The following is a 9455-nucleotide window of genomic DNA, read 5'->3' as shown; positions in this document are numbered from 1 at the left end:
ACCATTCCACCACGAGGAGCTTTCCATGCAGCACACCCACCATGAGCGCACCTTCGAGGACAGCGGCAAGCATTTCGTGGCGATCCTCAACGAGCAGGCCGACGGCCTGCTGAGCGTCACCGTGCGTCTCCCGGACGGCACCATGCGCGTGGTGCCCGGCGAACACTTCCGCGACGAGGACCAGGCGATGGCGGCGGCCAGTTCGTTCGCGCACGAACTGGTGGGGTCCTGCTGAGGGCGCACGCACGCCATCAACCGCGCCTGGCCGGCGTCCTCGGCCTTGCGCTGGGCGGCCTGTGGGCCTCGCCCAACACGTTGCTCGGACTGCTTGCCGGCGGTATCGGCCTGATGGCGGGCGCGCGCGTGCGATGGCGCCCACGCGAACTCGCGCTGGTGTTCGTGCGGATGCCGTGGACGTCCGGCGGCGCGCTGACCCTGGGCAACGTCATCCTGCACACGGGCGACAGCCTGGACGTGGCCTGCCCGACCTACGCGCATCGCGCCGGGCACGCGGTCGAACCGCGCGTGTCGCTGGCCGACCACGAGCGCGCGCACGTGTACCAGTACATGGTGCTGGGCCCGCTGTTCCTGCCGCTGTACCTGCTGTGCGGGGGCGTCAGCGTGCACAATCGGTTCGAGCGGGCGGCCGATCGCTATGCCCGCTGGGGCACGGGTTGGTGGCCGTTTGCGCGCAGGCCCGGGAACGCGACCGAAGGACGCCGACGATGACCGACAAGCTCGACCTGGAGGACCTGGCCCACCTCGCCCGCGTGGCCGAAGGGCAGGGCGCCACCGTGCCGGAATCGGCCGTGGCGCGGCTCACGCTGGCCGGGCTGGTGCGCCGGCCCGAGCACGTTTGCGAAGGCGCACCGGTACTGGAATTGACGCCGGCGGGTCTCGCGCGGGTGCGTTCGAGCGACCAATGACCGGCGTGCGCATCCGCGAGGCGCGCCCCGGGGAATTCGATGCGCTGGGGCGCCTGCTGGTGGACGTGTACGCGCGGCTTGAGGGTTTTCCCGGTCCCGACGAACAGCCGCGCTACTACGCCCTGCTGGCGAACATCGGCGAGTTCACCCGCAAGCCACGGGCGCAGTTGCTGGTGGCGCTGGACGCCGACGACCGGCTGCTCGGCGGCGTGGTCTATTTCGGCGACATGGCGCACTACGGCTCGGGCGGCAGCGCCGGCACGCTCCCCGACGCCTCGGGCATCCGCCTGCTGGGCGTGGCGCCGGCGGCGCGCGGCCTGGGCGTGGGGCGGGCGCTGACCGAGGCCTGCATCCAGCGCGCACGCGAGCGCGGCCATGCACGCGTGGTGTTGCATACCACCCGCGCCATGCAGGTCGCCTGGGGCATGTACGAGCGGCTGGGCTTCGAGCGAGCGCCGGAACTGGATTTCATGCAGGGCGAGTTGCCGGTGTTTGGCTTCAGCCTCGTGTTGCGGTGACGCCCGTCCCCCTGCGGCCCATCGTCGCGAGAGGCTTCAGCGCGCCGTGGGAGGAGCGCCCTGGGGCGGCGCGCCACCGAGCATGTCGCGGATGCGCGCGGCCAGCGCATCCATGGCGAACGGCTTGACCATCACCTGCATGCCGGGCTGCAGGGAGCCGAGCGCGGTGTGTTCGGCATAGCCGGTGATGAACAGCACGCGCAACGTGGGGCGCGACGCCCTTGCCGTGTCGGCCAGCTGCCGCCCGCCGATACCGCCGGGCAGACCGATATCCGTGACCAGCAGGTCCACGCGCGCCTGCGACTGCAACACCCGCAACGCCGAGGCCGCGTCGCCCGCTTCGATCGCGGTGTAGCCGAGCTCGCGCAGCACCTCGCCCACCAGCATGCGAACCGTCGGCTCATCGTCGACCACCAGTACGGCCTCGTTGGCGCAGGCCTGGGGCGTGCTCGCCAGGTCGGTGATGCCGGCGTCGGTCGCGGGCTGGCCCTTGTGGCGGGGCAGGTAGATCGTCACCACGCTGCCGCGCCCGGGCGTGGACTCGATGCGCACCTGGCCGCCGCTCTGGCGCGCGAAGCCGTACACCATAGACAGCCCCAGTCCGGTGCCCTGGCCCTGCGGCTTGGTGGTGTAGAACGGGTCGAAGGCGCGCGCGATCACCTCCGGCGGCATGCCTGTTCCGCTATCGGTCACGCGCAGCGCGACGTACGCGCCCGGCACCATGTCCAGCCCCTTGGCGGCCGCGGCGTCTAGGCGCGTGTTGCCGGTATCGATGACCAGGCGCCCGCCGCCGGGCATGGCATCGCGGGCGTTGATGCACAGGTTGAGCAGCGCGTTTTCCAGCTGGTTGGGATCGCACAGCGTGGTCCACAGGTCCTCCGCGCGTTCGACCTCCAAGCTGATGTGCGGACCGATGGTGCGCCGGAGCAACTCGACCATGCCGTGCACGAGGGCGTTGAGGTCGGTCGGGCGCGGATCGAGCGTCTGGCGCCGGGAGAACGCCAGCAGGCGGTGGGTCAGCGCCGACGCGCGGTCCGCGGCGCCGCGGGCGGCGGCGATGTAGCGGTCCAGGTCGTTGTAGCGTCCCTGCGCCGTGCGCCGGTGCAGCAGATCGAGGCTGCCGACGATGCCGGTCAGCAGGTTGTTGAAATCGTGCGCCAGGCCACCGGTGAGCTGGCCGACCGCTTCCATCTTCTGCGCCTGGCGCAGCGCCTCTTCGATCTGCATGCGGTCGACCGCCTCGGCATGCAGTGCTTCCACGGCCTGACGCAGTTCGGCGGTGCGCGCGTCGACCTGGGCTTCCAGGGTTTCGTTGAGGTGGCGCAGCGCGCTCTCGCTCTCGCGCAGCTGTTCCTCGGCCATCCAGCGTTCGGTGATGTCCTGGCCGATCTTCAGGTAGCCGCGCAGTTCGCCGCCCGGCCCGCGCAGCGCCATCATGTGGCCCTCGATGAACACCCGCGAGCCGTCGCGCCGCAGATGCCAGCGCACGTCCGGCGCCACACCGTGTTCGCGCGCGGTCGCCATTTCCCTGACGGGGCGGCCCGAGGCGCGATCCTCGGGAGTGAAGATGAAGGTTGCGGACCGTCCGATGACTTCCTCGGCGGACCAGCCGAACACGGCGGTCGCGCCGGGTAGCCAGCGCGTGATGATGCCTTCCGGATCCGTCGCGAGGATGGCGTAATCGCGGGCGCTCTCCACGATCAGGCGCAGCTGCTCCTCGCTCTCGCGCAGGGCCTCCTGTGCGTCGCGACGGTCGCTGACATCCAGCACCACGCCCAGCGTCACCTCGCCGACCCTGCGCGCGGCAAAACGGCCCCACCACCGCGAACCGTCCTTGCGCAGGTACTGCTTCTCGTAGGGAGTGCATTCCCCGGTGGCCTTAAGCTGCTCGATGGCGCGGAGCGAGACCGCGTGGAACTCCTGCGGCGTCAGCGCCTGCCAGGACAGGCCGATCGCTTCCTCGCGGGTGAATCCGGTCATCGCCAGGAAACCGTCGTTCACTTCGGCAAGGGTCAGGTCCGCTCCCCAGATCATCACCCCGAGCGTATTCATGGCGAACAGGCCGTGGAACCGTTCCCGGCTCCGGCTCAGGGCGGCCTGGCTGGCCGCCAGCGCGGCATTGCTTCGGCGCAGGTCGGCATTGAGGGCCTCCGCATCGGCCAGCCTTTCACGGCCCCGTTCCATCGCTCGTTGGTGATCCTGGGCGGCGGTGGCTGCGTCGTCATGCGCCTGCCGGGTCGCTTGGCGCGCGACATCGGCCTCGCCCAGCGCTGCGTCGACATCCACGCCGGCACGCTCGAGCGCCGCACGCAAGCGCGCGTTCTCCTGTTCGAGGCGGGCCTCCCGTTGGGGGCGGCCGTGCTCGTCGGTGGCATCGCGGTGAGGGGACATGGCTCGGAGGCGGTCCCAGGGCGTGTCGGGCGTCGCTCGCGCGGACACGGGAATGCGCAAGCGACCCCAGCGTCTGACTGCGCGGGGCAAAGGAACGTGTAGGTTCCGTCGGCGGTGGTGGCGCGCGTCAGTTCGATGCAGGCGCCGACGACCGATCGCGCGCGGCAGCTTCACCCGGACGAACGTAGGCTGGCGGTGCCAGGCGAGCGGTGGTACGTGCGCCGGCATGTCTTTCCGGCAAGGAGTCAGCCCCGGTGGATGCCGATCACATCATCCAGTCCGACGCGAGGACCGAGCGGGCCCGTTACGACGGTTTCCGTGCGTTCCTGCTCGGCCGCGATCCGACCCGGCGCCTGGCCGATGCCTTTGCCCGGCAGATCGTGGCGCGCGGTGAACACGCACGTTACGGGTACGCGCAGGAGGCCGGCGAGAAGGTCATCGCGCAGGACTTTTATTACTGGGTTTGCGGACCCTGAGAGTTGACGAGGGCGGTTCCGTCCGGGATCAGCGGTGGCCGCGTGCCAATTGGGCCGCACGGCGCTGCTCGGCGCGTCGGCGGTCCTGCGCCGCGAGCAGTTGCTGCCGACGGGTGGGCGGGAGCGCGGGTGCCTGATCGGCGATCAGGCCCAGCTGGCGGCCGATACGCAGCGCCAGCTGGCGCCACCGGTTGGTGGGCCACAGGGATGGATGGGGAAGCTGTGCATGCGTGCTCATATGCGCATCCTGAACCGTCGAACCGGGCCTTGGCGGCGCTTTGATCGCTGCCTGGAATGCTGAATGTGCACCGAACCTTGTTAGATGCCTGTAATGCGAAGGCTACGGCCGTGGCGATGAGCCCGCTGGCGCGCTTCGACGCTGCGCTTACGGCCGTCGGACCAGACTTTCCGGTACGCACAGCCAAGGGAAAAAGCTATGAGCAACCAACGCGACGATCGCGGCCGCGAACCGATGGGCGGCCCGATGGATGCCGGGGCCGGGGGCAAGACCGCCGGTTCGAACACGCAGAGCCAGGGGGGCATCAGCCACAAGGTCGCCCAGGCGGCGCGCGAGGACTTCGATGCCGCCGCCGGGCTGCCCGGCGGCCTGCCGCGCGTGGATCCGCCGGGCCTGTCGCTGGACGAGGGCGGTCCGGCGCGCAAGGGCAGCGTCGAGCAGGGCTTCAGCGGCGACGACGGCGGGCATGTCTCCAGCGACAGCACCGGCGTGCCGGCTTCGCGCAACCCCGGGGCTGCCGCCGACCTGGGCGCGCAGCAGGACACCCGTGTGCACGGCGCACCGCGTGATCCGGCCGAACGGACCACCGGCGCGGATTCGCCCAACCGCGGCGGCACCGCCGGCTCACCGGGCGGCCCGGCGCGCATGGCACCGCCCCGCATGCCTGGGCAGGAAGCCGACGAGGGCGTGATCCAGGGCGGCCAGAGTGGCAACGACGCGCAACGCGACCCGCAGATCTGAGCCCGGCACTTTTCTCCTCCCCTTCGAGGGAAGGGGGGTATGAGGTTTCGCGCCAGCCGGACCGACGTTCATGTCGTCGAGGCGCATGCATGTCTTGCACGACAATGAACGAAACACATCCGCCTACAAGCAGTGGCGTACGCCTGGCCGTCCGAGTCAGGCAACGTCAAGGTAGCGCGCGACCGGCAGTGCTACGGTCCGAGCTTCTGGGCCGACACGGTGGGTGGCTGTCCGAAGGGCAGGCACCCGCCAAGGGCTCGCTCACGAAGGAGAAGGCGCACATGGTCAATTCGACATTCCGGTGGGCCGCGGGATCGCTGGTCGTCACCGCGATCGCGCTCGGCGGTTGCACGAACTACGTGAAGAAGGCCGATTACGATGCCGCGATCGCCGAACTGCGCGCCAACGATCAGAAGCAGCAGCAGCAGCTCGATTCGCTGACCCAGGAAATGCAGCAGCGCTTCGCCAAGTACGACGCACAGATCTCGCAGATGGCCGGCCGCGTGAGACTGGATACCGCGGCGCACTTCGCCTTCAACGATGCCACCCTGCGTGACGAGGACAAGCCGCTGCTGGACGACTTCGCCAAGGTCGTCAGCCAGCACTATCCCGATGCCGTGATCACGGTGGAGGGTTTCGCCGACCCGGCCGGCTCGTCCAGCTACAACCGTCGCCTCGGCGAGCGTCGGGCCCAAGCGGTGCGCGACTACCTGGCGCAGAACGGGCTGTCCGCCGATCACCTGCGTGCGGTCAGCTACGGCGAGGCGAGCGATCGCCAGGTCGAGCGCGGCAAGACGCGCGAGGAAGGCGCCTCCAACCGTCGCGTGACGCTGGTGGTGGATTTTGCCGGGCAGTCGAGCGGCGACCAGTCGATGTCCTCCGGCACGACCGGCTGATCAGCCGGACCGGCGCTCGGGCCGAGCGTCGGGTCACACGTGTCTTTCCAGCGAATGGTGGGCTCCGGCCCGCCATTCGCTCATTCGGCGGGTGCCGGGGGGGGGCAGCGCCTTCGACGCCGGCTGTTGCGAGTCCGACTCAGGAAGCTCCTGCCGTGGACGCATGAATTCCGAGGCTGGCGAGGCCAGGCATCGCGATCCGCTCGATCTACCCCATCGCGTACAGGTACGGCCGGGCCCTCGCCGTGAGCGATGGATTTTCAGCAGTTCCGCCGGCCATGTTCCCGCGAACCGCGCGGCGGAACGGGACGTGTCATGGTGTCATTCGGACAGGCGATCGCCATTCGGCGGCTACGGTCCTTATAACGGACGTATAGACGTCCATTCATACACCGATCTATCCGGGTCGCGGACGGATCGCGGCATCGAGGGAGTCTGCTCTGGCTTGGGAAGTGGCCCGCATACGGGCGCTGGCGTGGGTGGTTGCCGGCGAGACAGAAGGATGCGGTGTTTGTACATGCGCCGGGCGACCAGCGTGAACGGAAGGCTGTCGAGGAGCCCGTTGACCCGAGGCTAAGGGCTTCTTTATGGCCCGATCGCTAGGGTGGAAAGGGTCCGCCGGATGAGCGGACTTTCCTTCCAGACGACAGGAGAAACGCATGAGTGATGACAAGCGCGGTTTCGCATCGATGGACGAAGAAAAGCAGCGTTCCATTGCCAGCAAGGGTGGCAGGGCCGGTGGCGGCGATCACGCCACGCACGAGGAGCACGTGCGCGCTGGCCAGCAGAGCAGCGGCGGCTCGCACGAACAACACGTCAAGGCGGGCCAGCAGAGCCACAAGAACGACTGACCCCATCAGTCCATGTAAATGCGAAGGGCGGCCATCGGGCCGCCCTTCGCTTGTCCGGCGTTTGCCCGTCTATGATCGGCCCGCCGCGATGTGCGGCATCTGGGAGGACATCCGATGAAGCGATTCCACGTGGCGCTGGTGCTGGGCGGCCTGCTGCTGGCCGGTTGTTCGTCGCACGACCAGGCAGCCGACACGTCCGCCGGCGCGCCAACCGCCGCTGCCCCCGCAGCAGCCGACCAGCCGCTGGACCTGTGCAGCTTGATGCCGGTGGCCGACGTGGCAGGCATCCTGCAGGCCAATGGCGCCGACACCGTCACCGAGCAGACGCCCGGCGCCGGCGGCATGTGTTCGTACCTGCACCAGCCGAAGCCGGGCGACTACCGCACCAAGCTGCTGATCGATTTCACCCGCATGGCATCGCCTGACCAGGCGAAACAGGCACTGGCCGCGCATCGCCAGGACTTCACCGATCGCGGCATGGCTGTCACCCCGGTGCCGGGGCTTGGCGACGAGGCCTTCCTTTCCGACGCCGAAGGTGCCGCCGGGCTCAAGCTGCGCGTGGGCGCCTATCAGGGGCAAATCAACCTGCGCGTGGACGAGCGCGACCCCGCATCGTTGCACCCCGCGGTGCTGGCGCTGGGCAAGCAGGTGGTGGCGCGCCTGCACTGAGGCTGCATCGGATGCCGGGGCCGGCCATAATCGGCCGCCCCCACCTCGCCGGAAAACGTCCATGAAGTTCCTGATGATGGTGTACGTCGACGACGCCCTGCTGCAGGCCTTGCCCGAGGGCGAGTTCGATTCGCTCATGCGCGGCTGCCTGGCGCATGCCGACGAATTGCGCGCCGATGGCTGCGTGCTCGATTCGCAGCAGTTGGAGCCGCCCTCGAGCGCCCGCTCGTTCCGCGTGCGCCAGCAACGCACCACCGTGTTCGACGGGCCGTTCGCCGAAACCAAGGAATACCTGGCCGGCTTCAACCTGATCGAGGCCGAGGACCTGGATGACGCGATGCGTATCGCACAGGCCTTCCCGTGGGCGCGCATCGGCGCGATCGAGGTACGCCCGGTGCGCGACATGGACGCGGTGCGCGAGCGCGTGGGCGCATGAAACGATCGCCTGAAATGGCCACCTAAAAAAAGGCCGCGCCCTGCACTGGGCGCGGCCTGAAGAACCGAGCCACTGCCAAGCAGATCGGACGCCGGCGGCGGAGGGACCGCGACGGCCGAGGCACGATAGGCGGTCGCTGTCTCAGGGATTCGGACGCGGTTTGCCCGAGCCGGATCATCCGCCGTTGGCGCGTGCTTCACCCTTCCCGAACCTTTGCCGGAGCGGCAGTGTGCCTGCCTGGCGCCTGCACGTTTTCCGCTCGGCCGCCTCACACCCCCTAGACGGGTGTGGCGCGCACGATGCAAGCACTCTCAACGGCAAGGAGTAATTCAATGCTGGTTACCATCCTGGTCATCCTGGTGATCCTCGCGCTGCTCGGCCTGCCGACCTGGGGTTACTCGCGCTCCTGGGGCTACGGCCCCAGCGGTGGCCTGGGCCTGATCATCGTGATCGTGATCGTGCTTTGGCTGCTGGGCGTCTTCCACTGACGTCCTGAGGTGGCCGCCATCCGGGGCGGCCACGTGCGTGCCGTGCGTGGGAGAATGGGCAGCTCCCACCACGGCGCACACCCATGCTGGAACTGATCGGATTCGACGGCGACGACACCCTCTGGCACAGCGAGGGCTACTACCAGGCAGCCGGCGCCGAATTCCAGGCCATCCTCGCCCGCTACATCGACGTCACCGACAGCCAGGTGCAGGTGAGCATGCTGGCCACCGAGCGGGGCAACCTCAAGCTGTTCGGCTACGGCGCCAAGGGCATGACGCTCTCGATGGTGGAAACCGCCATCGCCCTCACCGGGGCGCGCATCGAGGCGCGCGACATCCACCGCATCGTGCAGCTGGGCAAGGCGGTGCTCGAGCATCCGGTGGAACTGCTGCCCGGCATCCGCGAGGCGGTCGAAGCGGTGGCCGCGCGGCACGCGATCGTGCTGATCACCAAGGGCGACCTGTTCCACCAGGAAAAGAAGGTCGCCGAATCAGGCTTGTCGGACCTGTTCCGGCGCATCGAGATCGTTTCGGAAAAGAACGAGCGCACCTACCGTCGCGTGCTGGGCGAATTCGACCTGGCGCCGGCGCAGTTCGCGATGGTCGGCAATTCGCTGCGCTCGGACATCGAGCCGGTGCTGGCACTGGGCGGCTGGGGCGTGCACATGCCCTACCACGTGACCTGGGCGCACGAACTGGAGACGGGCCTGAGCGGCGAGGAAGAGCGCTTCGTCACGGTGGAGGACACCGCCGGCATTCCCGCCGCGGTGGCGCGGCTCGCCGAGCGCGCGGCCGCCTCGCTGACGGCCTCCTGAGTCGGCCGCG

14 protein-coding genes are annotated in these 9455 nt (G+C 69.1%); 12 read left to right on the top strand and 2 right to left on the bottom strand.

The window, feature by feature from the left end:
- Positions 1-25: 25 nt before the first annotated feature.
- From ACFWZ1_RS14840 to ACFWZ1_RS14825, 4 genes are all read left to right on the top strand, one after another.
- Positions 26-235, top strand: coding sequence for a hypothetical protein (locus ACFWZ1_RS14840; protein ID WP_231321642.1), 210 nt, complete (start codon positions 26-28; stop codon positions 233-235).
- A gap of 80 nt (positions 236-315) precedes the next feature.
- Positions 316-729: a hypothetical protein gene (locus tag ACFWZ1_RS14835; protein ID WP_439667004.1), complete on the top strand. Its 414-nt coding sequence runs from the start codon at positions 316-318 to the stop codon at positions 727-729.
- The gene (locus ACFWZ1_RS14830) at positions 726-926 is read left to right on the top strand and encodes a hypothetical protein (RefSeq protein ID WP_439667003.1); all 201 of its coding nucleotides are present in this window, start codon (positions 726-728) and stop codon (positions 924-926) included. Before ACFWZ1_RS14835 ends, ACFWZ1_RS14830 begins: the two co-directional genes overlap by 4 nt.
- Positions 923-1444, top strand: coding sequence for a GNAT family N-acetyltransferase (locus ACFWZ1_RS14825; RefSeq protein ID WP_439667002.1), 522 nt, complete (start codon positions 923-925; stop codon positions 1442-1444). The genes ACFWZ1_RS14830 and ACFWZ1_RS14825 overlap by 4 nt, the downstream gene beginning before the upstream one ends.
- A gap of 36 nt (positions 1445-1480) precedes the next feature.
- Here ACFWZ1_RS14825 and ACFWZ1_RS14820 read toward each other — a convergent pair whose 3' ends face one another.
- The gene (locus ACFWZ1_RS14820; protein WP_439667001.1) at positions 1481-3835 is read right to left on the bottom strand and encodes a PAS domain S-box protein; all 2355 of its coding nucleotides are present in this window, start codon (positions 3833-3835) and stop codon (positions 1481-1483) included.
- Positions 3836-4089: 254 nt separating this feature from the next.
- On the opposite strand from ACFWZ1_RS14820, the gene ACFWZ1_RS14815 reads away from it, so the two are divergent.
- Positions 4090-4311, top strand: coding sequence for a hypothetical protein (locus tag ACFWZ1_RS14815; protein ID WP_231321632.1), 222 nt, complete (start codon positions 4090-4092; stop codon positions 4309-4311).
- 28 nt (positions 4312-4339) lie between these two features.
- On the opposite strand, the gene ACFWZ1_RS14810 is transcribed toward ACFWZ1_RS14815, so the two are convergent.
- Positions 4340-4549, bottom strand: coding sequence for a hypothetical protein (locus ACFWZ1_RS14810; RefSeq protein WP_231321631.1), 210 nt, complete (start codon positions 4547-4549; stop codon positions 4340-4342).
- 198 nt (positions 4550-4747) lie between these two features.
- Here ACFWZ1_RS14810 and ACFWZ1_RS14805 point away from each other — a divergent pair, with 198 nt between their 5' ends.
- The 7 genes from ACFWZ1_RS14805 to ACFWZ1_RS14775 all read left to right on the top strand — a co-directional run bounded on the left by ACFWZ1_RS14805 (position 4748) and on the right by ACFWZ1_RS14775 (position 9445).
- Positions 4748-5290 (top strand): hypothetical protein, encoded by a 543-nt coding sequence (locus tag ACFWZ1_RS14805; RefSeq protein WP_439667000.1) that lies wholly within the window; start codon positions 4748-4750, stop codon positions 5288-5290.
- Between the two features lie 281 nt (positions 5291-5571).
- Positions 5572-6186, top strand: a complete 615-nt coding sequence (locus ACFWZ1_RS14800; RefSeq protein ID WP_231321629.1) for an OmpA family protein — start codon at positions 5572-5574, stop codon at positions 6184-6186.
- Between the two features lie 659 nt (positions 6187-6845).
- A complete protein-coding gene (locus tag ACFWZ1_RS14795; RefSeq protein ID WP_231321628.1) occupies positions 6846-7037 on the top strand; it encodes a KGG domain-containing protein in 192 nt (63 codons plus the stop codon).
- A 114-nt stretch (positions 7038-7151) separates the two neighbouring features.
- The gene (locus tag ACFWZ1_RS14790) at positions 7152-7706 is read left to right on the top strand and encodes a hypothetical protein (protein WP_231321627.1); all 555 of its coding nucleotides are present in this window, start codon (positions 7152-7154) and stop codon (positions 7704-7706) included.
- 61 nt (positions 7707-7767) lie between these two features.
- Entirely contained in the window at positions 7768-8142 is a 375-nt protein-coding gene (locus ACFWZ1_RS14785; RefSeq protein WP_231321626.1) for a YciI family protein, read from the top strand.
- A 332-nt stretch (positions 8143-8474) separates the two neighbouring features.
- The gene (locus ACFWZ1_RS14780) at positions 8475-8630 is read left to right on the top strand and encodes a DUF3309 family protein (RefSeq protein ID WP_275045640.1); all 156 of its coding nucleotides are present in this window, start codon (positions 8475-8477) and stop codon (positions 8628-8630) included.
- A gap of 83 nt (positions 8631-8713) precedes the next feature.
- On the top strand, positions 8714-9445 hold the full coding sequence (locus tag ACFWZ1_RS14775) for an HAD family hydrolase (RefSeq protein WP_439666999.1): 732 nt from the start codon (positions 8714-8716) through the stop codon (positions 9443-9445).
- The last annotated feature ends 10 nt before the right edge of the window (positions 9446-9455 follow it).

The sequence above is a fragment of the Frateuria sp. GZRe14 genome (assembly GCF_051900395.1).
In the GTDB taxonomy this organism is placed as follows: domain Bacteria; phylum Pseudomonadota; class Gammaproteobacteria; order Xanthomonadales; family Rhodanobacteraceae; genus Frateuria_A; species Frateuria_A edaphi.
Note: the sequence above shows the minus strand (reverse complement) of the source record. Positions and strands in the feature narration are given on the sequence as shown.

What these genes read in the sequence shown, in the direction of transcription:
- ACFWZ1_RS14780 (WP_275045640.1), top strand. Translation starts at nt 8,475, where the DNA reads ATGCTGGTTACCATCCTGGTCATCCTGGTGATCCTCGCGCTGCTCGGC.
- ACFWZ1_RS14825 (WP_439667002.1), top strand. Translation starts at nt 923, where the DNA reads ATGACCGGCGTGCGCATCCGCGAGGCGCGCCCCGGGGAATTCGATGCG.
- ACFWZ1_RS14830 (WP_439667003.1), top strand. Translation starts at nt 726, where the DNA reads ATGACCGACAAGCTCGACCTGGAGGACCTGGCCCACCTCGCCCGCGTG.
- ACFWZ1_RS14790 (WP_231321627.1), top strand. Translation starts at nt 7,152, where the DNA reads ATGAAGCGATTCCACGTGGCGCTGGTGCTGGGCGGCCTGCTGCTGGCC.
- ACFWZ1_RS14800 (WP_231321629.1), top strand. Translation starts at nt 5,572, where the DNA reads ATGGTCAATTCGACATTCCGGTGGGCCGCGGGATCGCTGGTCGTCACC.
- ACFWZ1_RS14785 (WP_231321626.1), top strand. Translation starts at nt 7,768, where the DNA reads ATGAAGTTCCTGATGATGGTGTACGTCGACGACGCCCTGCTGCAGGCC.
- ACFWZ1_RS14795 (WP_231321628.1), top strand. Translation starts at nt 6,846, where the DNA reads ATGAGTGATGACAAGCGCGGTTTCGCATCGATGGACGAAGAAAAGCAG.
- ACFWZ1_RS14820 (WP_439667001.1), bottom strand. Translation starts at nt 3,835, where the DNA reads ATGTCCCCTCACCGCGATGCCACCGACGAGCACGGCCGCCCCCAACGG.
- ACFWZ1_RS14810 (WP_231321631.1), bottom strand. Translation starts at nt 4,549, where the DNA reads ATGAGCACGCATGCACAGCTTCCCCATCCATCCCTGTGGCCCACCAAC.
- ACFWZ1_RS14775 (WP_439666999.1), top strand. Translation starts at nt 8,714, where the DNA reads ATGCTGGAACTGATCGGATTCGACGGCGACGACACCCTCTGGCACAGC.
- ACFWZ1_RS14840 (WP_231321642.1), top strand. Translation starts at nt 26, where the DNA reads ATGCAGCACACCCACCATGAGCGCACCTTCGAGGACAGCGGCAAGCAT.
- ACFWZ1_RS14805 (WP_439667000.1), top strand. Translation starts at nt 4,748, where the DNA reads ATGAGCAACCAACGCGACGATCGCGGCCGCGAACCGATGGGCGGCCCG.